Source organism: Gellertiella sp. DMC107 (assembly GCF_056313605.1).
This window is the reverse complement of the sequence record NZ_JBQUZZ010000001.1, coordinates 912,879-937,233: the sequence shown is the minus strand read 5'-3', so window position 1 is coordinate 937,233 and position 24,355 is coordinate 912,879. Positions and strand designations below refer to the sequence as shown.

Below are 24,355 nucleotides of genomic sequence, written 5' to 3'. Positions count from 1 at the left end.
CTCGACGCCTTGCCGTCTGAGCGGACATTTCGTAGAGGGGAGGGCAGGTCCTGCAATCGGGACGGACGAAGGTGCGGTCGGCGGAGACGGGCAAACCCGAAAAACCGCTCCCGAAGCGGGGTTTTCGGGCTCTGGGAATTGGACAGACGGGCCGGAAAGCGCTAACGCTCCTGCCATGAACGAGATTGCTGCACCCACCCTCGCCGCCGATGCGATTGCCTCGGCGCTCAGAACCATCGAGACCGAACGCAACGGCCTTCTTTCACTCGAGAAGGCCCTGAGCGGCCCGCTCGCGGCGCCCTTCGCCGCTGCGGTCGAACGTATTTTCGGAATCAGCGGGCGCGTGATCGTCACCGGCGTCGGCAAGAGCGGCCATATCGGATCGAAAATGGCAGCCACCTTTGCCTCCACCGGCACGCCGGCCTTCTTCGTCCATCCTGTCGAGGCCAATCACGGCGACCTCGGCATGATCACGCGGGACGATGTGATCATCGCCATGTCCTGGGGCGGCGAAAGCACGGAGCTGAAGGGCATCATTGCCTATTCGCGGCGCTTCCGCATTCCCCTGATTGCGATGACCTCCGGCGAGACCTCCACTCTGGCGCGGGAATGCGATATCCTTCTTCTGCTGCCGAAGGAGCAGGAAGCCTGCCCGCACGGGCTTGCGCCCACCACATCGACCATGATGCAGCTTGCCATGGGGGATGCGCTGGCGATTGCGCTTCTGGAAAGCCGGGGCTTTACGGCCCAGGATTTCCGCACCTTTCACCCGGGTGGAAAGCTGGGCGCGAGCCTTACTCACGTGGGCGATATCATGCACAAGGGCGACCGCATTCCGCTGGTCCCGGCCGGCACGCCGCTGACCGAAGCCGTCATGGTTCTCTCCCGGAAGCGCTTCGGCTGTGTCGGTGTCGTCGATGCCGATGGCCGGCTCTGCGGTATCGTCACCGAGGGCGATCTTGCCCGCAATCTGGCCCGTCCCCTTTCGGAGCTGCTGGTCGACGACATCATGACGCGCACGCCGAAGACCATCACCGCAAGCGTGCTGGCCCCCAGCGCGGCCGCCATGCTGAACGAAATGGGGATTACGGCGCTCATCGTGATCGATGAGGAGAGGCGTCCCACCGGTATCGTGCATTTCCACGACTTCCTGCGGGTTGGGGTCGCCTGACAGGAAAAGGGCGGCTCGCCGCCGCCCCCTGACCTAAGCTGCTTCCACCGACAATGTGGCTCCATCGGCTGCCGTCACGCGGACGCGTGTTCCTGCGGGCATGTCCGCGCCCTGGACGGGCCAAAAGGTGTCGTCGATCTTCAAACGCCCGCGGCCATCGCGGACCGGCTCGCCAAGGGTGGCAACGCGGCCGACAAGCGAGGCGCCGCGCTGGTTGAGAAGCGGCTCGTCACTTCCGCCGGGACCGGCATAGAACCGCCGTCCGGCCAGTACGAAAGCCACAGAGAGGATGGCGAAAGCAATCAGTTGCACTTCCCAGGGCCAATAGGTGCTTTGCCACAGGCCAAGGGACAGAAGGCCGATGGCAATGGCCGCCAGACCGATCCAGACCAGAAACACGCCGGGCAGGATGAGTTCGGCACCGAGCAGCACAAGCCCCAATACCCACCAGCTCCACGGACCGAATTCTGCGAGAAAGGCCGTCAGCATGGGTTCAGGCCTCCGGCGGCTGCTGTCCGGGGGTGGCCGGCCAGACATTGACGGGCGGCTGCTCGCGCGGAGAGGGTGGCGTGGCGGCCGCCATCTGGACTTCCGGCGTGCTGCGGGGTGCCGGGCGGCGCGGTGCGGGCTCGGAGCGGGGCGGATCGCCGAAGACATCCTTGGCGATGGCGCCGATGCCGCCGAGCGAGCCGATCAGGGAAGAGGCTTCCATCGGCATCAGCACGATCTTGGCATTGTTGGCCCGGCCGATCGAGGCCAGGGCCTCGGTATATTTCTGAGCGACGAAGTAGTTGATGGCCTGGACATCGCCTGACGCGATCGCTTCCGACACCATCCTGGTCGCCTTGGCTTCCGCCTCGGCCAGGCGTTCGCGGGCTTCTGCGTCACGGAAAGCGGCTTCGCGCTCGCCCTCGGCCTGGAGGATGGCAGCCTGCTTGGCGCCTTCCGCGCGCAGGATCTGCGCATTGCGGGAACCCTCCGCCTCCAGCACCTGGGCGCGCTTTTCGCGCTCGGCCTTCATCTGCCGGGCCATGGCATCCACGAGATCGACCGGCGGACGGATATCCTTGATCTCGACGCGGGTGACCTTGATCCCCCAGGGGCCGACGGCATCGTCGACGACGCGCAGCAGCTTCTCGTTGATCACTTCCCGGTTCGACAGAAGTTCGTCCAGATCCATCGAGCCCATGACCGACCGGATATTGGTCATGGTGAGGTTGAGGATCGCGTTTTGCAGGTTGGAGACCTGATAGGCGGCTTGGGCCGGGTTCAGCACCTGATAGAAGGCCACCGCATCGGCGGCGACCGAGGCATTGTCCTTGGTGATCACTTCCTGGGTGGGAACGTCGAGCACCTGCTCCATGATATTCATCTTGGCGCCGATGGTCTCGATGAACGGGGTGATGATGTTCAGACCCGGCTGGAGGGTGCGGGTATAGCGGCCGAAGCGCTCGACCGTGTAGAGATAGCCCTGAGGAACGGTCTTCACCCCGGCAAACAGAACGAGAATGACCAGCAGAACCAGCCCGACCACCACAATATCGAAACCCGTCATTCCCTCTGCCCTCCGAAGGTTACCCGCCGATTCAGTCCGGCCAACACTACAACTGGAGGGTCACTCCTCCAATTGCAAGACGGGACTGACGCGCGCTTTGCTTTTCCCGTCAGATCCAGCCGCCCAATTCGCGGCGGACCACATGTTCCAGAACCCACATGCCGTCTGTGCTGTCGTTGAGACAGGGAATATGCGTGAACTTCTCGCCGCCATTGTGCAGGAAGAGCTCGCCTGCCTCGCCGGCAATTTCCTCAAGCGTCTCCAGACAGTCGGACACGAAGCCGGGGTTCATGATTGCGATCTTCTTCACGCCTTCGGAAGCGAGCTTTTCCACGGTCTTGTCGGTATAGGGCTGCAGCCATTCCTCCGGCCCGAAGCGGGACTGGAAGGTGACCATCAGCTTGTCCTTCGGCAGACCGAGCTTTTCGCGCAGCAGGCGCGCGGTCTTCATGCACTGGCAGTGATAGGGATCACCCTTCTGGAAGTAGGATTGCGGAATGCCGTGGAAGGACGTGATCAGGAGGTCCGGCTCCCAGTCCAGCGTCGCATAGTGGTTGCGAACCGAATTGGCGAGCGCCTCGATATAGACCGGGTCGTCGTGATAGGGCGGCACGGTGCGCAGCGCCGGCTGCCAGCGCAGCTTCAGCAGCGTCTCGAAGGCCTTGTCGTTCACGGTTGCCGTCGTGGCGGCGGCAAACTGCGGATAGAGCGGGAAGAGCAGGATCTTCTCGCAGCCCTGGTCCTTCAGCCAGTGGATGCGCGAGGGAATGGACGGCTGCCCGTAACGCATGCCCCAGTCGATCACGACATTCGGATGATCCTTGAAGGCTTCGGCCAGCTTTTCGCCCTGGCTGCGGGTATAGGTGCGCAGATAGCTTTCGTTGAGATCGTGGTTCCAGATTTCCTCATAGGCCTTGCCCACCTTCTGCGGGCGGCGGTTCAGCACGATGCCGAACAGGATCGGATACCAGAAGAGGCGTGACCATTCGATCACGCGGCGATCCATCAGGAATTCCTTCAGGTAGCGCCGCATGGAGGTGTAGTCCGTGCCGTCGGGCGTTCCGAGATTGACGAGGAGAACGCCCACCTTGCCGAACTTCACCGGGGGATGATTGGCGGGGAAATGGGATGTGTCAGCGGCCATGGAGAGATCTCTTTTTGAATTCTGTAAATCAGGCGCAGCCCATATAGGGCAGGCGACGTCTGGAAACATCCCTCTTTTCACGAAAAACCGGCCCGGGAAAGCCGGGCCGGTCAATTTGTCTCAAGCGTCTATCCGGATTACTTCGCCGGAATGGTCAGCTCCTTGCCGACGGGCAGCGCACGCGGCTTCGGATTGCCATTGGCCTCGGAGATCTTCTTCCAGTCGGCACCAGCGCCGAGATATTTCTTCGAGAGATCCCAGAGCGTGTCGCCCTTCTCGACCACATGCCGGTTGCCAGCGGCCGAAGGTGCGACGGCAGCGGACGGGGCAGGGGCGGTCGCAACCGCCGTATCGGTCGAAGCAGCCGGTGCGGCGGGGGCGGCAGGGGCTTCCGCCGGTGCTGCCGCCATCTCACCCACGCCGGTGATCCGGCCATCCGTATAAGGCTTGTAAGGCCGGTTTGCGGTCAGGTAGGCGGCAACGGCGTCTTCCAGGCTCGGGCCGTAATCATAGGCCTTCATGCCCTTCTCGGCGAAGATCGCGTATCCGTCACCGCCGCTGCGCAGATAATTGTTGGAGACCACGCCATAGGTCTTTTCCGGATCGAGCGGCTGGAAGCCTTCGCCTTCCTTGACGGACACCTCGGTGATGCGGCTGCCTGCCGGTTTGGAGCGGTCGAAGGTGAACTTCATTCCCGCGACCTGCGGGAAGCGTCCGCCGCCTTCTTCCACCTGGCTCACGCCATTTTCCAGGGCAGCCTTGATGTCTGCGCCCTTCAGTTCGAAAGTGGCAATGGTGTTCTGGAAGGGCAGCACCGTCAGCACTTCGCCCATCGTCACCGGGCCGGCATCGATCGAGGCGCGCAGACCGCCGCCATTGGCAATGGCGATGGTCACGCCCTGACCCTTGACGCGGTCGAGCATGGCATCGGCGACGAGATTGCCCATGGAGCATTCCTTCTGCCGGCAATTCTCACGCGCGCCATCGATCGCTTCGGTCGTCTCGGAGACTTCCTTCTGGCGGATTTCCTCCAGCGGCTTTGCCAGCTCCGCAACCCGTGTGGCAAAGCCCGCATCCGGCGTCACCGATTTGTCGAGAAGCTTCGGTGCGCCGCTCGTGGCCTTGACCGTGCCCTGGTCGTCGAAGGTTACGGAGAGGTCGCCCAGATATTTCGAATAGGCGTAGGAGGTGACGATCGGAACATCCTTCCCGGCCGGGTTCTTCACCAGCGTCGGGTAGGGACCGGCGGCCTTCTCATCGGTATTCGAAAGCAGGGTATGGCTGTGACCACCGACGATCACGTCGATCCCGTCGACGGCGGCGGCGATCTGCTTGTCCCGCTCGTAGCCCACGTGCGAGAGCAGCACGATCTTGTTCACTCCCTGGCCTTCGAGATCCTTGACCTGTTCCTTCAGCGTCGAGATTTCGTCACCGAAGAGAACGTCCTTGCCCGGCGAAGAGGTTTCATCCGTATCCGTGGCCAGCACCGAGACGACAGCCACCTTGTCGGCGCCGAATTCCTTGATGACATAGGGCTTGTACTTGCCGGCAATGGGTGTGTTGAGGCCGGCCAGCGTGTTCGCCGAAATCATCGGAAATTTCAGGGCTGCGATGAACTTGGCCAGCTCTTCCGGCCCGTCATCGAATTCGTGGTTGCCGATCGCCATGGCGTCAAAGCCGATGCCATTCATGAATTCGGCAACCGGCGCGCTCTTGTAGGTCGTGTAGAAGAGCGACCCCTGAAACTGATCGCCGGCATCCAAGACCAGCACGTTCTTGCCGGCGAGCTCAGAGCGGCGGGCATCGATGGCCGCCTTGACACGGGCAATACCGCCGAAGCACTCGCCCTTCTGCTCGTCTTCCGCACCACAGGTGGAATCATATTTGTTGATCGGCTCGATGCGCGAGTGGAAATCGTTGATGTGCAGAATGTCGAGCTGGAAATCGGCAAAGGCAAAGCCGGAACTGAAGCCGATGAAGGCGCTAGCCAGCAGCGCGGAACGGAGGGGGCGAAACATGTCTCTTCTCCTTGTCTTAGTCATCAAGACCGGAAATCAATCTGAAAACCATCATGATTTCATGACAGGCGGCGGCCTGTCCCTCGTCATTCGCGGCCCTGGACCGGCGAAGACAGGGAAATGCTTTCATCTGCGGGGGCGGCTTGCAAGCAAAAAGAGCAGGGGGCGGATGGGGTGGTAAACGCCGTGCTTCGCAATCGGGTGCGAAAAAGAAGGCCCCCGGCGCATGCGCGGCGGAGGCCTTTTCTCGGAAAAGATGCGTGCGATCAGTTCGGCATGGCCGCTGGCGGGGTGATCCCACCGACCGGCTGGACCGGAGCAGCCGCAGCGACCGGCATGTCGGAACGGCGGGAGAGAGAGAATTGCGCCCCGCTGTCGGAGGTGCAGTTCAACTGGCTTGCGGTCGCCAGCTGGCAGTTGGCTCGCTGGGACTTCTTGGTTTTGGCCGATATGAAGGAGACCTGCACGAGCCCGGACGGATCGACGGTATAGGTGCCGGTTGCGAGCACCGCATTGTAGCCATCGGTTGTCCGCGTGACGAACTGACCGCCCTGGAACGTAGAGACCAGGGCATTCTTGTCTTGCCAGGCGCCTTCCACCGTCGGTACCTTGGCCGGGGCTGGCAGCTCACGGGCCGGCTCCGACGTCTGGCAGGCGGACAGCAAGGCTCCGGCGGCGAGAAGTGCGAGAACCCTTTGGCTATGCATGGTCTGTCTCCGGCGATTCGCGTGTATTCGATAGCAAAAACATGGACCGCCACCGGCGGCATGACAAGGCCGGGACAACGCAAGAATGCGTTCCCGGCCCCGATTTCACGCACCCTGTGGCTTAACGGACAAGGATATTCCGGAACTGCCAGGGATCGGACGTGTCCAGATCCTCGGGGAAGAAGTCATTGCGGTTCTTCAGCGGGGTCCAGTCCGTATAGTGGCCTTCGACTGGGCCGAGATAAGGGGACTGCACTTCCAGGCAGCGGCGGTAGTCCATCTCGTCGGCTTCGACGATGCCGGCCTTCGGGTTTTCCAGCGCCCAGACCATGCCGGCGAGAACGGCCGAGGTGACCTGCAGGCCCGTTGCGTTCTGGTAGGGGGCGATCTGACGGGTTTCTTCCAGGGACAGGCGCGAGCCGTACCAGTAGGCGTTCTTGTCGTGGCCGTAGAGCAGGACGCCCAGTTCATCCACGCCATCGACCAGCTCGTCTTCGTTGAGCACGTGCAGCTCCGGCTGGTGGTTGCCGCCGTTGCCGAACATCTCGTGCAGCGACAGAACGGCATCATTGGCCGGATGGTAGGCGTAATGGCAGGTCGGGCGGAAGGTCACGTCGCCATCCTTGTCGCGGACGGTGAAGTAATCCGCGATGGAGATGGATTCGTTATGGGTCACCAGGAAGCCGTACTGCGCGCCCGGCGTCGGGCACCAGGTGCGCACGCGGGTATTGGCGCCCGGTTGCTCCAGATAGATGGCGGCCTTGCTGCCCTTCTTGTGCTTCTTGGCATTCTTCGGCATCCACTTTTCATGGGTGCCCCAGCCGAGTTCGGCCGGCTGCATGCCTTCGGACAGGAAGCCTTCGACGGACCAGGTGTTCCAGAAGATGTTGAGCGGCTTCGGGCTCTTGGCGCGCTGGGTGTCGCGCTCGGCAATGTGAACGCCCTTGACGCCCAGCTTCTTCATCAGCTTGGCCCAGCCTTCGCGGTCATCCTGCGAGGGCTCATCGAACTTCACCTTCATGTCCTTGGCGAGGTTGACGAGCGCCTGCTTGACGAACCAGGAGACCATGCCGGGGTTTGCACCGCAGCAGGATACGGCCGTGGTGCCGCCCGGGTTCTTTTCCTTTTCCTTGCGCACGGTTTCACGCAGCGCATAGTTGGTGCGGCTGGCATTGTCGGCTTCGCTGTCGAAATAGAAGCCGAGCCAGGGTTCGACCACCGTATCGATATAGAGAACGTCGAGCTTGCGGCAGAGCTTCATCAGATCGAGCGAGCCGGTATCGACCGACAGGTTGACGCAGAAGCCCTGGCCCTTGCCTTCGGTGAGCAGCGGCTTCAGCAGGGACTTGTAGTTGTCCTTGGTGACATATTCCTGGATGTGGCGAACCCCATGCTTCTCGAAGATCTCGGCATCGCCCGGATGCATCTTCGGATCGATCACCACCAGCCGGCTCTTGTCATACTTGAAATGACGCTCGATCAGCGGAAGCGTTCCGCGACCGATCGATCCGAAACCGATCATCACGATCGGGCCGGTGATTTCTCCATGAACCGGATGGTTTTGTTCTGCCATTTTTTGCGCACTCCTGGGAATGTTAGATCGAATATCCGCCGGAAGCCGCCGGCATCGGAGATCAATGCGGATGAAACGGCCCTTCCGGGGCCGTAAACCGTGCTGGCAGCAGGGAGTATTGCCCTTATCGGGCCGCGTCAAGGCTCGTCAGGGTGAATGTCCGCCGCCAGAGGCCACCGGACCTGTCGTAGCGCAGGCCTGTGACGATTTTGTGCAGATCTCAGTCTTTTAGCGCGTCGAGGCCCGCCGCCGTGCGGGTGACGGCCATTTCGGTGATGCGATATTCGGCTATGGCATGGATGGTGAAGGGATCGGCGGCACAATAGGCTTCGATTTCGTCCCGCGTCCCCTTTGCGAGAATGACACCGCCGGTGCGCGGGTTCTTGCGTCCCGAGGTCAGGAAAAGACCGCGGGCATAGCCCTCGTTCACCCAGTCCATATGCGGACCCATAACGGCATCCGCCGCTTCGAGCGGGGCGACATAGGTCAGGTCGAGAATGAACATGCGCGTTCCTTTCGGTCAGGGATACAGGCGCGCCGGGATCAGGCCGCGCAGGGAATTGCCGAGGAACAGGTCCTGACCGGCAAGATCGGCTGGCGTGAGGACGGCTTCCCGTGCCACGCCGGCGTCGATCAGCGATTGGCGCTCCACGCCGGCCAGCAGGCCGCAGGCGAGCGCGGGGGTGAGAAACCCGCCCTTTCCATCCGGCAGGAACAGGCTGGTGATCGTGCCTTCGCAGATTTCGCCACGCTCGTTGAGGAGGAGCACCTCGTCGGCTTCGGCAAGGGGAAATTCGGCGCGGGCCGCCTCGTAATGGCCGCGGTGGCTTGTCTTGTGGCGCAACAGGGTATCGGCCGAGGAGAGATGCGTTTCTGCCGCAATCCGCGCCAACCAGACCGTGCCTTCGGACACCGGTGCGAAGGCGGCATGGGTCAGCGTCAGGCGACCCGTCGGGTGAAGTTCGATCCGCACCCGGCGCAGGCCCTCGTCATCGGGAACCGCGTTCAGCACCTCCTCGAAATCCTCCGCACGGAAGGAGAGGCCCAATGCGTGCGCAGAGCCCGCCATGCGGGCACGATGGCGGTCGAGATTGCGGAAGCCGACACCCGGTTCGAACCGCAGTGTCTCGATCAGCGAGAGCGCGCTCATCGTTCGATCCGCTGGTCGCCGACGGCAAAGCGGGCCTTGAGCAGGCATTCCTCGTATTCGGCCTCGGCCACGCTGTCGAAGACGATGCCGCCGCCGACATTGAAGACCGCCCGTCCGTCGTCGAAGAGGCTGATGGTCCGGATCGCGACCGAGAAGCGCATGGCGCCGGCCGGATCGATGAAGCCGATGGCGCCGCAATAGATATCGCGCGGGCCGGCCTCCAGCGCATGCAGGATGGACATGGCGCTCATCTTCGGCGCGCCGGTGATCGAGCCGCAGGGGAAGAGGGCCGCAAAGATGTCGGTGAGCGTCACCTCGGGCAGGAGTTTCGCCCGGACATGGCTCACCATCTGGTGGACGGTCGGGTAGGTCTCGACATCGAAGAGCTTGGGCACGGAGAGCGTGCCGACTTCGGTGATCCGCGAGATATCGTTGCGCAGCAGATCGACGATCATGCGGTTTTCGGCCTGGGTCTTTATGTCGTCCTTCATGCCCTGGATGATCGCCTGATCCTCCACCGCATCGCGCCCGCGCTTGGCGGTTCCCTTCATCGGATGTGTCTCGATCCAGCCGTCGCGGTCGACCTTGAAGAAGAGTTCGGGCGAGCGGGAAAGGATGACCGGCCCGTCGAGATTGACAAGCGCACCATATTTCACCGGCTGGCGGTCGATCAGAGACCAGAAGGCGGCGCGCGGGTCCCCCTTCCAGCGGGCCTCGATCGGCATGGTGAGATTGCACTGATAGGCATCGCCCTGGCGCAGATGCCAATGCAGCTTGTCGAAGCGTGTCCTGTAGGTGTCGAAATCCCAGATGGCCCGCGGACTGTCGAGCAGCGGCTCGTTTTCGACGCGCTGCACCGGTTTCGACAAGGGGTGGCCTTCCTCGGACGGCATGGCGAAGACGCCGAACTGCAGATAGGGCGTCTCGCGCCCGTCCACGGCAAAGCCTTCGAGCTTTTTCTCGAAAAGGTGGCCGGCTTCATAGGAAAGCGCGCCGGCAAGCCACTTGCCAGCCTTCTGGGCCGCTTCCATGCGCTGAAGTGCGGGAAGGAAATCCGCGCGCGAACGCACGGAAATCACCTCTTCCGGCTCGGAAAAGATCGTGCACTGCCCTGTCGTGTCGTCCCTGAAGAGGACAAAGGGGTCGGTGTTGGTCATGTTCTGGTATGTGCCCCACGGGCAAGGCGGCATCCGCCTTGCCCCGATGTCAGAAAGTGGCTCTCATCTGGCGCAGCCGCCCGTTCGGGCAAGTGCGTCAGGCTGTCCCATCAAGCGCTTCCAGCTCGTCGATCAGCCCTTCAATCATCGACAGGCCCTTGCTCCAGAACGACGGATCGGTCGCATCGAGGCCGAAGGGCGCGAGGAGTTCGGAATGATGGCGCGAGCCGCCGGCCTTGAGGAGCGCGAAATACTTGTCCTGGAAGCCCGTTTCCGCCTTCTGGTAGACCGCATAGAGCGAGTTTACCAGGCAATCGCCGAAGGCATAGGCATAGACATAGAAGGGCGAATGGATGAAGTGGGGGATATAGGCCCAGTAGGTCCCGTAGCCCTCCGATATGCGGATGGCAGGCCCGAGGCTTTCGGACTGGACGGAAAGCCAGAGATTGCCGATATCCTCCGAGGTCAGCTCGCCTTCCTTGCGGGCCGTGTGGAGCCGCCGCTCGAATTCGTAGAAGGCAATCTGGCGCACGACCGTGTTGATCATGTCCTCCACCTTCTGGGCCAGCATGGCCTTGCGCTGCCGCTTGTCCGTGGTTTTTTCGAGCAGGGCGCGGAAGGTCAGCATTTCGCCGAAGACGGATGCGGTTTCGGCGAGCGTCAGCGGTGTCTGGCACATCAGGGCGCCCTGTCCGGCAGCCAGCACCTGATGCACGCCATGGCCGAGTTCGTGGGCGAGTGTCATCACGTCCCGCGGCTTGCCGAGATAGTTGACGAGCACGTAAGGGTGGGCAGAGGGCACGGTCGGATGGGCGAAGGCGCCCGGCGCCTTGCCAGGGCGAACCGGCGCGTCGATCCAGCCTTCCTCGAAGAAGCGGCCGGCAATGCGGGCCATTTCCGGATCGAAAGCGCCATAGGCAGAAAGCACGGTGTCCTTGGCTTCGGTCCAGGAAATCGTCTCATTGGCGGTTTCCGGCAGCGGGGCATTGCGGTCCCAGAAATTCATCTGCTCCATGCCGAGCCACTTCGCCTTCATCGCATAGTAGCGGTGGGACAGGCGCGGATAGGCTTGCCGGACGGCAGCGGCCAGCGCATCAACCACTTCACGCTCCACGCGGTTGGCCAGATGGCGGCTGTCGGCAATGTCCTCGAAGCCGCGCCAGCGGTCGGAAATCTGCTTGTCCTGCGCCAGCGTGTTGGTGATCAGCGTGAAGGTGCGGATGTTCTCCTGGAAGGTGGCGGCTAGCGCTTGTGCCGCTTCCTTGCGCTTCTCGCCATCCGGATCCTGAAGCTGGTTCAGGGCCACTTCCAGCGACACCTTCTCGCCGCCGATCTCGAAGCGCAGCGCTGCCATGGTTTCGTCGAACAGGCGGTTGAAGGCGGCGGCCCCTGTCATGCCCTTCTCCATGAAAAGCTGTTCGAGCTTGTCATCGAGCTGGAACGGCTTGTCCTTCCGCAGATCCACGATCCAGGGCTTGTAGTGGCCGGTCTTGCCGTCGCGGGCCATGGCCGCATCGATCAGCGCATCGTCGACGCGGTTCAACTCCAGCGTAAAGAAGATGAGATGCGTCGACAGCGCCGTCAGACGCGCCTGAACATCGCCGTAAAGCTTGCCGTTTGCAGGATTGGTCGTATCCGAGAAATAGGTGAGGCCGGCAAAGGAAGAAATCTTGCCGAGCAGATCGTCCAGCGCTTCATAGTCGGCGATGGCAGCGCCGAGCCCGTCTTCACCATCCTTGCCGGCGGCTTCGGCCAGTTTGCCCTTCCAGCGCGCCTCGAATGCCCTAGAGAGGCTTTCCGCCTTTTCGAGATCGGCCTTGAAGGCCGGATCGCTGCCCGAGGCGTAGAGATCGGAGAGCTTCCAGCTCGGCAGATCGCCAAGGCCTGGATCGCGGGCGGCGGCATCCGCAGAAGAGCGGAGGGGGAGGGCATGGTTCATCGACGGCATCCTCGTTGGTGGTCGCGCGGGCCGCATCGGGCCGCGCGTGAAGTGCCCAGAGATGTATTGCTTCGTCCGCTGCGCGGCAAGACGGGGCAGGGGCAAGAAGCTTAAAGGCCCGGCCCAAAAGCGGCCGATGTCTAAAATGCGAGCTTTTCCTAAAACGAGATGTTCAAGCCGCTCTGACAAGGTCGCAGAGAATAATGATGATTGAGCATGCCTATAAATTGGAGAACCAGACGTGACGGCACACATTCTTGTCGTGGACGATGATCCGGTCCAACGCCGCCTTCTCAAGGGTGCGATCGAGCGGCATGGTCATATTGCGCATCTGGCCGAAAATGGCCGGGCCGGTCTCGAATTTCTCAAGGCGGCCGCGGTGGAATACCGCGTCGTCGTTCTCGATCTTCTCATGCCGGAAATGGACGGACTTCAGTTTCTCGAGGCACTCGGCGACCTCGGGATCGAAATTCCGTGCATCGTGCAGACCGGACAGAGCGGCATCGACACGATCGTGCAGGCCATGCGGGCCGGCGCCTTCGACTTCGTCGTCAAGCCGGTGTCGCCGGAGCGAATCGCGACCGCGATCGCAAATGCCCTGAAGCTTGACCAGCGCGAAGCGCGGGCGAGAGCCGGACGGCGCGGCAAGAGCGGCGCCGTGGGCTTCTCGGATATTGTTTCGGCAAGCCCGGCCATGCTGCGGGTGCTGGAACTGGCGCAACGGGCGGCCACGTCGGACATTCCCGTGGTGCTCGAAGGCGAATCAGGCGTGGGCAAGGAATTGATCGCGCGCGCGATCCAGGCCGGCAGCGACCGGGCCGGAAAGCCTTTCGTGACTGTCAATTGCGGCGCGATTCCTCCGAATCTTGTGGAAAGTATTCTGTTCGGTCACGAGAAAGGGGCCTTCACCGGCGCCACCGAACGGCACAGCGGCAAGTTTGCGGATGCGGATGGCGGCACGCTCTTCCTCGATGAAATCGGCGATCTGCCGCTCGAAGTACAGGTTAAACTGTTGCGCGCCGTGCAGCAGGGCGAGATCGAAACCGTCGGCGCCAGCAAGGTGCAGAAGGTGGATGTGCGGCTGATTTCCGCGACCAACAAGGATCTGATCGAGGAGGTGAAGGCCGGTCGGTTCCGTGAGGATCTCTATTACCGCCTGAATGTCTTCCCGATTTCCATTCCGGCCCTGCGTCGGCGCAAAGAGGATATTCCGCATCTGGTGCGGGTGTTCCTGCAGCGCTTCGCGGCCGAGCAGAAGCGGCGCGGACCGCTCGGGATAGCGGGCTCGGCCATGGCGCTTCTGACGGCCTATGATTGGCCGGGCAATATTCGCCAGCTGGAAAACGCCATGTTCCGCGCCGTCGTGCTTGCCGAGGGCGACGAGCTGACGGAGGCTGATTTTCCACAGATTGCGGCGCAGGTGCCGGGCTATCTGGCGCCGCTCGCCGGGCCTCCCCGTCTCGAGCTCGCGGAAACGGGACCGGCCCGCTCTGTCGATTTCGCCCGTGAACCGGATGCGGCAGAAGCGCGCATGCCCCGGACCACAACGGCCACGATTGCCAGCACCAGCCCGGCCGGCGAGGTAAGAAAACTTTCCGAAGTGGAAGAGGAATTGATCCGCTTTGCGCTGAAATTCTATCGGGGGCAGATGAGCGAGGTTGCGCGCAAGCTCGGCATCGGACGGTCCACGCTTTACAGAAAGCTCAAGGATTACGGCATCAATCCCGACGATCCGCTGCAGACGGCCGCCTGACACTCCGCCTCCGGACAGGGTCGGGTTTGCTCCACCCGGCCTGACGTCCCTGTTGCTTGCGCATCCCGATCCGGCCATGATCGGATGTTAACGGTGGCGCAAGCATATTTTGTCACCATCTGTAAAGAACTTGTTAGTCACATGTTCACTATGTATGAAGAGGTTGTCTAACTGTGGCAAATTTGCCATTGTGCGGCCGCAATTACAGGTGATCTGGAGCAGCACGCGCAATCAAGTGCGTGGGACGGGGATTGAGTTGCATAGCGATTTCGAAAAATCCTGCATGCAGACGGGCGATGACCGGGGCCTGATGGCCCGGCTGACGCGCCGTGTTGCACGCATGATCGGTACGGGAATGCTTCTCGGAGCCTTGTCCGCGCCCTTCCTCATGGCGTCGCATGCCGATGCCCTGGCGGAAACCCGCAGCCTCAAGCTCTATTTCGTGCATACGGGCGAAAAGGCTGTCATCACCTTCAAGCGGAATGGCGTGTATGACCGGCAGGGACTGCAGCAGCTCAATCGCTTCCTGCGCGACTGGCGCCGCAACCAGCCGACGAAGATGGACCCGCGCCTTTTCGATCTGATCTGGGAAGTTTACCGCAAGAGCGGCTCCAATACCTATATCAACGTGGTGTGCGGCTTTCGCTCGCCCGAAACCAATTCCATGCTGCGGTCGCGTTCCAAGGGCGTGGCCGAGAAGAGCCAGCACATGCTCGGCAAGGCCATGGACTTCTTCATTCCCGATGTAAAACTGGCGAAGCTGCGCGAGATCGGCATGAAGATGCAGGTCGGTGGCGTCGGTTTCTATCCGAGGTCCGGTTCCCCCTTCGTCCATATGGATGTGGGCAATGTGCGCGCCTGGCCGCGGATGAGCCGTCAGGAACTCGTGCGTCTCTTCCCGAACGGACGGACGCTGCACGTGCCTGCCGATGGCAAGCCGCTGCCGGGCTACCAGGAAGCCATGGCCGATTACAAGCGTCGCGTCGGGTCTACCCATATCGAGATCGCGGATACCGGCGGATCGAAGAAGAAGGGCCTGCTGGCCTTCCTGTTCGGCGGTGGTGCGGACGAGGGTGAAGATACTGCGTCTGCCGAAACGGCAGTTGCCTCCGCTGCGCCGACGCCCCGCAAGGAAGAAGTGCTGACCAACCCCACCGAAACGCAGCCGATCCTCGCCGCTGCGGGTGAAGCGCCGTCGGCCGCCATCAATGCGCCGATCCCGCTTGGCCGTCCGGCCTTCAACGATCAGGTCGGCAACAGCGGCGTTGCTGCAGCGCTGGTCGAACCGCCACAGAATTCTGCCGCCGAAGCCCTGGCTGCCGCCTCCATGCCGCAGCCGACGGGTGAAGAAAGCTATCCGGACCTTCAGGCCTATCACATTCCGGTGCCCACCCTGCTCGGCAAGCGCCTGCAGAATGGCGATGCCCAGCCGGATGTCGAAACGGCCGCGCTTGCGCCCGACGAGATGCCGCAGGAGCTTGCCGATGTTCCCGTTCCCGTCAGCCGTCCGGCTGGCGCGGAGGCTCTGCTTGCCAAGGCGGAGGGTGCGGAAGAAGCGGCTGCCGACGAGCAGGAAGTGGCCGCTCTGTCTCCGGATGCGGCTGCCGCGCTGGAAAACGGCGCCGTTGCCGCCAAGGGCGGCCCGATCGCCACCGTTCCCGAAGTGGCGGCCCTGGCCGATGCGCCAGCTGAAGAGGCCCAGCCCGCAGCGGATACCGCTGATGAGGCCTACAGCACCGATGAAGGCGAAGACAGCGAGGAAGTCGCGGCCCTCGAAGGCCAGCCCGACGCCCAGTCGGCCAACTTCGGCGACAGCTTCGACCCGCCGGTTGCCGCGGCCGAACCGGCTGCTGACGCGCCGATCGCAAAGGGTCTGCCCGTGAAGGCCGGTCGCCCGACGGCGAAGGATGCGGCTGTGGCTGCCAAGAGCCAGAAGGCCCTGACGGGCGACATGCTGGCCAAGTGGGCGCTCAACAACGCGCATTCCGGCGACGAGAGCAAACAGGTCAAGGCACCGCGCTTCGTCAGCCTCGCCATGCGCGAACAGGCGCAGGCCCCGGCTGCCGGTGGCTTCACGACCAAGATCACCACCATCGATCCCGCCCGTTTCAACTGATTTCAGGCGCAGGAACAGATAAAGGGCTGCAACGGAGTTCGTTGCAGCCCTTTTGTTTTTTGACATCGAGTCTGACGAGGCTTGAGGTTCGCGGCCTGTTCCCGGAAGGTCACACATACACTGGTTTATGCAAAATATAGTATATTATAAAAAAATAAAAAACCATTGATTGCAGACGCTTATTTGCTAACCTTGTGCCCCGGGGGTGCCGGAACATGGTAGCGGATATCGAGCAATTCATCAGTCGATGGCAGGGGCAGGAGGGAGGCCAGGAGCGAGCCAATTACGGCATGTTCCTAGTGGAACTCTGTGACGTCCTCGGACTGCCGCATCCCGACGCGGCAAGCGCATCTCACGAGACGAACGATTACGCATTCGAGCGCGTGGTCAGAGAAGCGGGTCGCGACGGCGCAGCGTCGTTGAAGCGGATCGATCTCTACAAGCGCGATTGCTTCGTTCTGGAGGCGAAGCAAAGCCGGCTTTCAGGAGATAAAAAGATCCCTGCTGCTCCGATGTTGTCGGGCCTCGAGAGCACGCCACGGGGACGCCGGGTGAGCGCCAACCGGTCTTGGGACGTGCTGATGATGAATGCGCGCACGCAGGCGGAGAATTACGTGCGCCTTCTCCCGGCCTCGCATGAGCCGCCGCCATTCGTACTGGTTTGCGATGTCGGGCATTGCATCGAGGTCTACGCGAATTTTCGCCGCGACGGCAAGGCCTATGACCAGTTCCCGGACCGGCGGTCGTTCCGTATCTACCTGGAAGATCTGCGTCAGCCGCATATTCGCGCGTTGCTGGTGGCGGTATGGACAGACCCGCTGTCGCTCGATCCTTCCCGTCACGCCGCAAAGGTCACCCGTGATATCGCGGCCCGGATTGCCAAGGTCAGCCAGGCGCTGGAAAAGGCGGGGCATCCCACCGAAGAGGTGGCGATGTTTCTGATGCGCGTGCTTTTCACCATGTTCGCCGAGGATGTGGAACTGCTGCCGAAGGACAGCTTCAGCCAGTTGCTCGCGCTGTGCGCAGGAAAGCCCGCGATATTTCCCGGAATGATGGAGGACCTCTGGAAGGCGATGGATGAAGGCAAATTCGCCGCCGCCATCCAGACCAACGTCAAAAAGTTCAATGGGGAATTCTTCAGGAATCGGCGCGCGCTGCCGTTGGCCGGGGAGGAAATCGGCGAGCTTGCCGCCGCAGCCGCCTATGACTGGAAGGATGTGGAGCCGGCCATTTTCGGCACCTTCCTGGAGCAGGCGCTCGATCCCGGAGACCGGCGCAAGCTCGGCGCGCATTACACGCCGCGCGCCTATGTGGAGCGGCTGGTGATCGCAACCGTCATCGATCCGCTGCGCGCCGAATGGGATGTTGCCCGTTCAACGGCCGACCGTCTGAAATCCGAAGGGAAGGCCGAAGCGGCCATCCGCACCGTGCAGGCCTTTCATGACAGGCTCTGCGAAATCCGGGTGCTCGACCCGGCCTGCGGCACGGGCAATTTCCTCTATGTTTCTCTCGAGCTGATGAAGCGGCTGGAAGGCGAGGTGCTGGAGGCGATCAACGATCTCGGCGGGCAGGAAGCGCTCTCGCTCGAAAGCCATACGGTCGATCCGCACCAGTTTCTCGGCATGGAGATCAATCCGCGTGCGGCGGCCATTGCCGAACTGGTGCTCTGGATCGGCCATCTGCAATGGCATTTCCGCAATCGCGGCGTTGCCCCATCGGAGCCCATCCTGAAGGCCTTTCACAATATCCAGTGCATGGATGCGGTGCTGCTGTGGGATGGCTACCCGGTTCCGAAGGTGGAAGCGGGCAGGGAGATCTGCCCGAACCCTCGCAGGCCGGTATGGCCGGAGGCGGATTACATCGTCGGCAATCCGCCTTTCGTCGGGGGAAAGGATATCCGCGCCCGCATGGGCTCGGCCTATGCCGAGGCGCTCTGGAAGGCGCACCGGCACATGAACGACAGCGCCGATTTCGTCATGTACTGGTGGGATCGCTCGGCAGAAATCCTGCTGGAGCCGAAGAGCCGGCTGAAGCGCTTCGGCTTCGTCACCACCAATTCCATCAGCCAGGTTTTCCAGCGTCGGGTCATGGAGCCCTATCTCAATGCGAAGAAGCCGCTTTCGCTTCTCATGGCCATCGCCGATCACCCGTGGACCAAGGTCACCCGCGACAGCGCCGCCGTGCGCATCGCCATCACGGTGGCGGAGGCGGGGAAGAAAGACGGCGTACTTCTGGAGGTGATCGGCGAAGAGGGGCTGGAGACAGACAGTCCGGTCATACAGTTCGCCGAGAAACGGGGTAAGGTAAATTCGGATTTGACGGTTGGGGTGGATGTGACTGGTGCAGCCGAACTCAAGTCAAATTCGGGTATCTGTTCACCCGGTGTGAAGCTGCACGGTGCGGGGTTCTTAGTAAGTCAATCAAAAGGATCTGAGTTAGGCTTGGGTAAGTATCCTAGTTTGGAAAAACATATCCGGAATTATCGCAATGGTCGCGATTTGATGGCTAGGTCGCGCAATTTCTTGGTGATTGACGCCTACCCGCTATCCCAAACCGAACTTCGAATGCTTTATCCCGAAGTCTACCAGCATGTCTTATTGAACGTGAAGCCAGAGCGCGACAGAAACAACATGCAATTCAGGCGGGATAACTGGCATTGGTTTGGTGCGACCCATGAGACGTTCAGAAGCTTTTCAAAGTCCTTAGAAAGGATAATTGTTACCGTCGAAACTGCCAAACATCGCGTTTTCCAGTTTCTTGACGCGTCGATCTTACCGGACAACATGCTGGTCGCCATCGGCTTGCGAGACGGCGTTTCTCTTGGCGTTTTGTCTTCGCGTTTTCATGCGGCTTGGGCGCTCCGCGCAGGCGGCTGGCTTGGTGTTGGCAATGATCCTCGGTACTCCAAATCCCGCTGTTTCGATCCCTTCCCATTCCCCGCCGCCGCCGAGCAACAGAAAGCCACCATTGCCGCCATCGCCGAGGAGCTGGATGCCCATCGCAAGCGGGTGCTTGCCGCGCACACACATCTGACGCTGACCGGCCTTTACAATGTTCTGGAGCGGTTGCGGGCCGGGGCAAGGTCCGGCGATCTCGATCCGAAGGAGCGGCGCATCTTCGATGACGGGCTGGTTCTGATCCTGAAGGAATTGCACGACCGTCTGGATGTTGCCGTGGCGGAGGCCTATGGATGGCCTGCGGATCTTCCCGAGGAGGAGGTTCTCGCCCGGCTCGTGGCGCTCAACCGGGAACGGGCGAAGGAGGAAAAGCGCGGGGTGGTGCGCTGGCTTCGCCCGGATTACCAGATTCCGCGCTTTGGCTCCGACCGGGAAAAGGCCGAGCAGCTGGAAGCGGATCTGGGCGAGACCGATTCGGCAAAGGCGGGCACAAAACCGTCCTTCCCCGTCAACGAACTGGATCAGACACCGGCGGTGCTCTACCAGCTCATGGCATCGCAGGAGGCGCTCGATGCCGCCCTCATTGCTGCCCGTTTTCGGCAAGGCCAGAAGGCCCGGCGCTCCGTCGCGGCGGTGCTCGCCTCGCTGCACCGCATGGGCATCATCTCCACCGAAACGGGCAGGACCTACCAGTTCCGGCGCGCCGCCTGAGCCCTCCCCCTTGCGGGGAGGGAAAACGCGCCTCTTTCGAGGCGGGCCTTGACGTTATTCCATGCCCAGTGCGGCCATGTAGGTCTGGAGGATGGTTTCTTCTTCCATGCGCTCGTTGGCATCCTTCTTGCGCAGACGGATGATGGTCTTCATGGCCTTGGTGTCGTAGCCACGGCCCTTGGCTTCGCCGTAGACATCCTTGATATCGTCGGCAATCGTCTGCTTTTCCTCTTCGAGGCGCTCGATGCGCTCGATGAACTGGCGAAGCTCGGCGGCGGCGACGTTTTCGACCGTATTCTGCTCATCCATGTCTCAAATCCCTTTGGCTCATCCGTCGGCGCCCGCCATTCGGCGGGCTGGACGGGGTTGAAATGAATTGGCTGCTGACCTGCCCAGAACTTGCGGCAAAATCAAGTCCCTTCCGGAGCGCTTCGGAAAAAAGCAAGCGTGCCGTCAGTAGGGGCCGGTGCGGGAGGGGAAGATCTGCCGCTGGTGCAGGCGGGGATCGGCATCGAGCGCCGCGAAGATCGGTGCGAGGCGATCCACCCAGGCATCCACGCCCGGATCGTCGCCGATCAGGTCCTGGCGAAGCTCCAGAAGGGCGTGCGGAATGCCGGTGCGCATGCAGTGCCGGTAAAGCGTATCGCCCTTCAGCGCGCCGTCATAGGGCTCGTTGTCGCCGATCACGAGATCGCCTGCGGCGTTCAGCCGGTCGATCAGCGGCAAGGGCGCACGGCCATCGGAATCCCAGAGCACCGCCGCGTGCCAGGGGCGGGGAACGCCCTTCCAGACGGGCGTGAAGGAATGCAGCGACAGAACCAGGGGCACCGCGCCCGCTTCCCGTTCTGCCCGAGCGATGGTTTCCGCAATCGCATCGTGGTAGGGGCGGTGGAAACGCGTGATCCGGCGTTGCCATTCCTCGCCAGATATCGGATGGTTCCCCGTCACAATCGCGCCATCCGAGATCTTCATGATCAGGGTCGGATCGTCCTCGCCCCGGTTGGGATCGATGAGAAGGCGCGAGAAACGGGACAGGACGGCATGGCAGCCAAGGCGCGCGGCAAGACGGCGCGTCAAGGGTTCGATGCCGATGTCATAGGCAATGTGACGGCTGAAGGCGGAGGCGGGCAAACCGAGGTCGCCATAGGCCGCAGGAATGATATTGGTCGCGTGATCGGCGAGCAGCACCAGGCTGGACCGCGGATTGCCGGCAAGGATTTCGAAGGGCCCGTCGTCTTCAGGGGGCGCGGGCAGGGGCGAAGTTGGCATGAATGTGAACCGTTTCGTGTCATCCGCAGGAGGTGGTGATCGCATGGCTTCGAAAGGAGCGCAACCATTGAATGTTTTGCATGCGACGCCCGCTGGTCCTCTTAAATACAATCGATTGAATTTGGTGGCGGGGTTGCGTTGACATTCCCGGCCCGCCGTCGCAAGAAGTGAAAAGGACAAACAAACATGGAGTCCCAGCGGAACGCCGTGACCTCTTCCAGCAGATCTCTTTCCAGACTTCTTCTCGGCCTTGCGGTGGCCGCCGGTGCCATGGGCGTTTCAGGGGTCGCGCATGCGGAATTCCGCGTGTGCAACGGCACCCAGAACCTCGTTGGCGTGGCCATCGGCTATCGCGCAAAGGAAGGCTGGACGACGGAAGGCTGGTGGCAGATCCCGGCATCCACCTGCGCCACCCTCATCGAGGGCAAGCTGCAGTCCCGCTATTATTATCTCTATGCCGAGGACGCCGCCCGTGGCGGGCGTTGGACCGGCGACATCAAGATGTGCGTGGCCCAGGACAAGTTCAAGATCACCGGCGTGAAGGACTGCTTCAAGCGCGGTTATCTGCAAATGGGCTTCAAGGAATATGATACGGGCCGTCAGGCAGGCTGGATGGTACAGCTTAACGACGCCTCCGGCAGCCAGGAAAGCCAGAAACAATGAAGCGTAACCGCAAAGTCAAGATTCTCGCCACGCTCGGACCCGCCTCCGCCGAGGAGGAGATGATCCAGAAGCTGCACGAGGCCGGCGCGGATCTTTTCCGAATCAACATGAGCCATGCCAGCCATGATCTCATGCGCACGCTGGTCGGGCGCATCCGCGCGGTGGAAACCCGCTGCGGCCGCCCCATCGGCATCCTGGCGGATCTGCAGGGCCCGAAGCTTCGCGTCGGCAAGTTTGCCGAAACGAAAGTGACGCTGAAGGTCGGCCAGACCTTTACCCTCGACAATCGCGACGAGCCGGGCGACGAAAACCGCGTTTACCTGCCGCATCCGGAAATTCTCCAGGCCGTGAAGCCGGGCCATCGGTTGCTGATCGACGACGGCAAGCTGGCACTGCGCGCCGAGACCTGCAACGGCACCTCGATCGTCTGCACGGTCGTCGCCGGCACGAAGATTTCGGACAAGAAGGGCGTGAGCCTGCCCGATACGCTGCTGCCCGTCGGCGCGCTGACCGACAAGGATCGCGCCGATCTCGATGCGGTGCTCGCCACCGACGACGTGGACTGGGTGGCGCTTTCCTTCATCCAGCGGCCGGAGGATCTGGCCGAAGTGCGCAAGATCGCCCGCGGCCGCGTGGGTCTCATGTCCAAGATCGAGAAGCCGCAGGCCATCGAACGCATCGAGGAAATCATCGAGCTCAGCGACGCGCTGATGGTCGCCCGTGGCGATCTCGGTGTGGAAATGCCGCTGGAATCGGTTCCGGGTCTGCAGAAGCAGATGATCCGCGCCTGCCGCCGGGCCGGCAAGCCGGTGGTCGTCGCCACGCAGATGCTCGAATCCATGATTTCCTCGCCGGTTCCGACCCGCGCGGAAGTCTCCGACGTCGCCACAGCCGTGTTCGAAGGCGCGGATGCGGTCATGCTCTCGGCGGAATCGGCTTCGGGCGAATATCCGGTCGAGGCGGTGTCCACCATGGCATCCATCGCCTCCACCATCGAGCGCGACCCGCATTATTCCGGCATCATCTACGCCCAGCGCCCGCAGCCGGAAGCGACCGGTGCCGATGCAATCTCGCTTGCCGCCCGCCAGATTGCCGAAACGCTGAAGCTTTCGGCCATCGTCACCTATACGTCTTCGGGCACGACCGGCCTTCGCGCCGCCCGCGAGCGGCCGCAGGTGCCGATCATCGCGCTCTCGCCCATCGTGCAGACGGCGCGCCGCCTCTCCGTGGTCTGGGGCCTGCATTGCGTGATCGCGCAGGATGCGACCGATCTGGACGACATGGTCAATCGCGCCTGCCGTATCGTGTGCGCCGAAGGCTTCGGCAAGCCGGGCGACCGGGTGATCATCTCCGCAGGCGTGCCGCTCGGCACTCCCGGCGCCACCAACATGCTGCGCATCGCCTATATCGGCTCCGACGGCCTCAGCGGCATCTGAGTTCGGGCTTTACGGCAATAACAAAAGGGCGCTTCGGCGCCCTTACTTTTTTGCAGCAAGCCGCTTTTCCACCTGCCGGGCGAGCGCCTGAAGATCGCGGGGCTTGCCGCTGATCTTCTCGATTGCAGCGATGGCAAGGTCGGTGGCGAGGTAATCCGGCTTGTGGCCGAGGCCGTGGATCCAGAGCAGTTCCGAGCCGGCAATGTCGCGATGCAGGCCCCGGGAATGGATGTTTTCGAGCACGATCTCGTCGGCATCGCCGGTGATGATCACCGTTTGCGTCCGGATGTCGGGGTAGTGGCGGGCAATGCGGCTCACGTAGTCGTGGAGGTTGGCGACGTCGATGGCGTTGTACCGGAAGGTTTCCGGCCGCAACACGAGGGGAATGGCGGCCTCCTCGAGATAGTTCTCCGGCGGCCTGTTGGGATGGAAAACCGATTCGGCCCCGGAAGCGATGCGCTGCAATCCGGCGGGCAAGGCAAGCGTGTGCGTAAAGAGCCAGCCGACGACCGGCATCGAGGCAACCCGGTAATACCAGTCAACGCCGCCCGGCCATGGATGGGTGGCGGCTGCCAGGAAGACCAGCCCCCGCACCCGGTCCGGATGACGCAGCGCCAGGCTGGCCGCGATGGCGCCCCCGAAGGAATGGGCCACCACGACGGCCTGCCGGATCCGGTAGTGATCCATGACCTTGACGATGGCATCCGCCTGTCCGTCCGGAAACCCGTTCTCCGGCCCGCCACGATCCGAATAGCCGTGGCCGGGGCGGTCGACGAAGAGCAGTTCCGCGCGGCCTTCCAGCGGCGCCAGGAAGGCGCCTGCGGGGTCGCGCAGGTTGCCGCTCGCCCCGTGAATGAAGAGGAGGGGCGGGAGATCTGCGTCCGGCCCTGCTGCGCGGTGCAGCGCGTTCAGGCTGTAGCCTCCAACATCGATCCGTTCGCCGATGTTCGGAAAGGCTGCCTCCAGCGCGCGTCCCTTGAGCCAGGAGAAGAGGAGCAGCCCAGCGAGAAGCAGAATTAGAAAGGCAAGGATGAAAAGCACGATGCGCAAGGGAGGTATACCTGATCGGGAATAACAAGCGGAACGGGCCTGGCCC

The 24,355-nt window shown here is 62.3% G+C and carries 19 protein-coding genes; 6 read left to right on the top strand and 13 right to left on the bottom strand.

Annotated features, from left to right (window positions below; all coding sequences use genetic code 11):
- The first annotated feature begins 175 nt into the window (after positions 1–175).
- The gene (locus tag ACT54B_RS04405; protein WP_476043092.1) at positions 176–1,171 is read left to right on the top strand and encodes a KpsF/GutQ family sugar-phosphate isomerase; all 996 of its coding nucleotides are present in this window, start codon (positions 176–178) and stop codon (positions 1,169–1,171) included.
- Positions 1,172–1,204: 33 nt separating this feature from the next.
- On the opposite strand, the gene ACT54B_RS04400 is transcribed toward ACT54B_RS04405, so the two are convergent.
- The 10 genes from ACT54B_RS04400 to ACT54B_RS04355 all read right to left on the bottom strand — a co-directional run bounded on the left by ACT54B_RS04400 (position 1,205) and on the right by ACT54B_RS04355 (position 12,414).
- The gene (locus ACT54B_RS04400) at positions 1,205–1,660 is read right to left on the bottom strand and encodes an NfeD family protein (RefSeq protein WP_476043090.1); all 456 of its coding nucleotides are present in this window, start codon (positions 1,658–1,660) and stop codon (positions 1,205–1,207) included.
- A gap of 4 nt (positions 1,661–1,664) precedes the next feature.
- Entirely contained in the window at positions 1,665–2,726 is a 1,062-nt protein-coding gene (locus ACT54B_RS04395) for an SPFH domain-containing protein (protein ID WP_476043089.1), read from the bottom strand.
- 109 nt (positions 2,727–2,835) lie between these two features.
- A complete protein-coding gene (hemH, locus tag ACT54B_RS04390; RefSeq protein ID WP_476043088.1) occupies positions 2,836–3,870 on the bottom strand; it encodes a ferrochelatase in 1,035 nt (344 codons plus the stop codon).
- Positions 3,871–4,007: 137 nt separating this feature from the next.
- A complete protein-coding gene (locus ACT54B_RS04385) occupies positions 4,008–5,888 on the bottom strand; it encodes a 5'-nucleotidase C-terminal domain-containing protein (protein WP_476043086.1) in 1,881 nt (626 codons plus the stop codon).
- 266 nt (positions 5,889–6,154) lie between these two features.
- On the bottom strand, positions 6,155–6,595 hold the full coding sequence (omp10, locus tag ACT54B_RS04380; protein WP_476043085.1) for an outer membrane lipoprotein Omp10: 441 nt from the start codon (positions 6,593–6,595) through the stop codon (positions 6,155–6,157).
- A 121-nt stretch (positions 6,596–6,716) separates the two neighbouring features.
- Positions 6,717–8,168, bottom strand: a complete 1,452-nt coding sequence (locus ACT54B_RS04375) for a homospermidine synthase (RefSeq protein ID WP_476043083.1) — start codon at positions 8,166–8,168, stop codon at positions 6,717–6,719.
- Positions 8,169–8,388: 220 nt separating this feature from the next.
- Positions 8,389–8,673 carry a YciI family protein gene (locus tag ACT54B_RS04370; RefSeq protein WP_476043082.1) on the bottom strand — a complete coding sequence of 95 codons (285 nt, stop codon included), beginning with the start codon at positions 8,671–8,673 and terminating at the stop codon, positions 8,389–8,391.
- 15 nt (positions 8,674–8,688) lie between these two features.
- Positions 8,689–9,318: an aminotransferase class IV family protein gene (locus tag ACT54B_RS04365; protein WP_476043081.1), complete on the bottom strand. Its 630-nt coding sequence runs from the start codon at positions 9,316–9,318 to the stop codon at positions 8,689–8,691.
- The gene (locus ACT54B_RS04360; protein WP_476043079.1) at positions 9,315–10,475 is read right to left on the bottom strand and encodes an aminodeoxychorismate synthase component I; all 1,161 of its coding nucleotides are present in this window, start codon (positions 10,473–10,475) and stop codon (positions 9,315–9,317) included. Before ACT54B_RS04360 ends, ACT54B_RS04365 begins: the two co-directional genes overlap by 4 nt.
- Before the next feature lie 97 nt (positions 10,476–10,572).
- A complete protein-coding gene (locus ACT54B_RS04355; protein WP_476043077.1) occupies positions 10,573–12,414 on the bottom strand; it encodes a M3 family oligoendopeptidase in 1,842 nt (613 codons plus the stop codon).
- A 241-nt stretch (positions 12,415–12,655) separates the two neighbouring features.
- Between ACT54B_RS04355 and ACT54B_RS04350 the strand changes: the two genes are divergently transcribed.
- From ACT54B_RS04350 to ACT54B_RS04340, 3 genes are all read left to right on the top strand, one after another.
- Complete coding sequence (locus ACT54B_RS04350; protein ID WP_476043076.1) at positions 12,656–14,167, top strand: sigma-54-dependent transcriptional regulator; 1,512 nt, start codon at positions 12,656–12,658, stop codon at positions 14,165–14,167.
- 283 nt (positions 14,168–14,450) lie between these two features.
- Positions 14,451–16,283 carry a peptidoglycan L,D-endopeptidase MepK gene (locus tag ACT54B_RS04345; RefSeq protein WP_476043075.1) on the top strand — a complete coding sequence of 611 codons (1,833 nt, stop codon included), beginning with the start codon at positions 14,451–14,453 and terminating at the stop codon, positions 16,281–16,283.
- A gap of 215 nt (positions 16,284–16,498) precedes the next feature.
- Positions 16,499–19,891 (top strand): class I SAM-dependent DNA methyltransferase, encoded by a 3,393-nt coding sequence (locus ACT54B_RS04340; protein ID WP_476043073.1) that lies wholly within the window; start codon positions 16,499–16,501, stop codon positions 19,889–19,891.
- A 54-nt stretch (positions 19,892–19,945) separates the two neighbouring features.
- Here ACT54B_RS04340 and ACT54B_RS04335 read toward each other — a convergent pair whose 3' ends face one another.
- Together ACT54B_RS04335 and ACT54B_RS04330 are read right to left on the bottom strand one after the other, a co-directional pair.
- Complete coding sequence (locus tag ACT54B_RS04335; protein WP_476043071.1) at positions 19,946–20,200, bottom strand: DUF2312 domain-containing protein; 255 nt, start codon at positions 20,198–20,200, stop codon at positions 19,946–19,948.
- Between the two features lie 144 nt (positions 20,201–20,344).
- Positions 20,345–21,160: an N-formylglutamate amidohydrolase gene (locus ACT54B_RS04330; RefSeq protein WP_476043070.1), complete on the bottom strand. Its 816-nt coding sequence runs from the start codon at positions 21,158–21,160 to the stop codon at positions 20,345–20,347.
- Between the two features lie 186 nt (positions 21,161–21,346).
- Between ACT54B_RS04330 and ACT54B_RS04325 the strand changes: the two genes are divergently transcribed.
- Both ACT54B_RS04325 and pyk read left to right on the top strand, forming a co-directional pair.
- A complete protein-coding gene (locus ACT54B_RS04325) occupies positions 21,347–21,823 on the top strand; it encodes a DUF1036 domain-containing protein (protein ID WP_476043069.1) in 477 nt (158 codons plus the stop codon).
- Positions 21,820–23,259, top strand: a complete 1,440-nt coding sequence (pyk, locus tag ACT54B_RS04320) for a pyruvate kinase (protein WP_476043068.1) — start codon at positions 21,820–21,822, stop codon at positions 23,257–23,259. The genes ACT54B_RS04325 and pyk overlap by 4 nt, the downstream gene beginning before the upstream one ends.
- 42 nt (positions 23,260–23,301) lie before the next feature.
- Here pyk and ACT54B_RS04315 read toward each other — a convergent pair whose 3' ends face one another.
- Entirely contained in the window at positions 23,302–24,300 is a 999-nt protein-coding gene (locus tag ACT54B_RS04315) for an alpha/beta fold hydrolase (protein WP_476043509.1), read from the bottom strand.
- Between the last annotated feature and the right edge of the window lie 55 nt (positions 24,301–24,355).

What these genes read in the sequence shown, in the direction of transcription:
- ACT54B_RS04405 (WP_476043092.1), top strand. Translation starts at nt 176, where the DNA reads ATGAACGAGATTGCTGCACCCACCCTCGCCGCCGATGCGATTGCCTCG.
- ACT54B_RS04400 (WP_476043090.1), bottom strand. Translation starts at nt 1,660, where the DNA reads ATGCTGACGGCCTTTCTCGCAGAATTCGGTCCGTGGAGCTGGTGGGTA.
- ACT54B_RS04395 (WP_476043089.1), bottom strand. Translation starts at nt 2,726, where the DNA reads ATGACGGGTTTCGATATTGTGGTGGTCGGGCTGGTTCTGCTGGTCATT.
- hemH (WP_476043088.1), bottom strand. Translation starts at nt 3,870, where the DNA reads ATGGCCGCTGACACATCCCATTTCCCCGCCAATCATCCCCCGGTGAAG.
- ACT54B_RS04385 (WP_476043086.1), bottom strand. Translation starts at nt 5,888, where the DNA reads ATGTTTCGCCCCCTCCGTTCCGCGCTGCTGGCTAGCGCCTTCATCGGC.
- omp10 (WP_476043085.1), bottom strand. Translation starts at nt 6,595, where the DNA reads ATGCATAGCCAAAGGGTTCTCGCACTTCTCGCCGCCGGAGCCTTGCTG.
- ACT54B_RS04375 (WP_476043083.1), bottom strand. Translation starts at nt 8,168, where the DNA reads ATGGCAGAACAAAACCATCCGGTTCATGGAGAAATCACCGGCCCGATC.
- ACT54B_RS04370 (WP_476043082.1), bottom strand. Translation starts at nt 8,673, where the DNA reads ATGTTCATTCTCGACCTGACCTATGTCGCCCCGCTCGAAGCGGCGGAT.
- ACT54B_RS04365 (WP_476043081.1), bottom strand. Translation starts at nt 9,318, where the DNA reads ATGAGCGCGCTCTCGCTGATCGAGACACTGCGGTTCGAACCGGGTGTC.
- ACT54B_RS04360 (WP_476043079.1), bottom strand. Translation starts at nt 10,475, where the DNA reads ATGACCAACACCGACCCCTTTGTCCTCTTCAGGGACGACACGACAGGG.
- ACT54B_RS04355 (WP_476043077.1), bottom strand. Translation starts at nt 12,414, where the DNA reads ATGAACCATGCCCTCCCCCTCCGCTCTTCTGCGGATGCCGCCGCCCGC.
- ACT54B_RS04345 (WP_476043075.1), top strand. Translation starts at nt 14,451, where the DNA reads ATGCAGACGGGCGATGACCGGGGCCTGATGGCCCGGCTGACGCGCCGT.
- ACT54B_RS04340 (WP_476043073.1), top strand. Translation starts at nt 16,499, where the DNA reads ATGGTAGCGGATATCGAGCAATTCATCAGTCGATGGCAGGGGCAGGAG.
- ACT54B_RS04335 (WP_476043071.1), bottom strand. Translation starts at nt 20,200, where the DNA reads ATGGATGAGCAGAATACGGTCGAAAACGTCGCCGCCGCCGAGCTTCGC.
- ACT54B_RS04330 (WP_476043070.1), bottom strand. Translation starts at nt 21,160, where the DNA reads ATGCCAACTTCGCCCCTGCCCGCGCCCCCTGAAGACGACGGGCCCTTC.
- ACT54B_RS04325 (WP_476043069.1), top strand. Translation starts at nt 21,347, where the DNA reads ATGGAGTCCCAGCGGAACGCCGTGACCTCTTCCAGCAGATCTCTTTCC.
- pyk (WP_476043068.1), top strand. Translation starts at nt 21,820, where the DNA reads ATGAAGCGTAACCGCAAAGTCAAGATTCTCGCCACGCTCGGACCCGCC.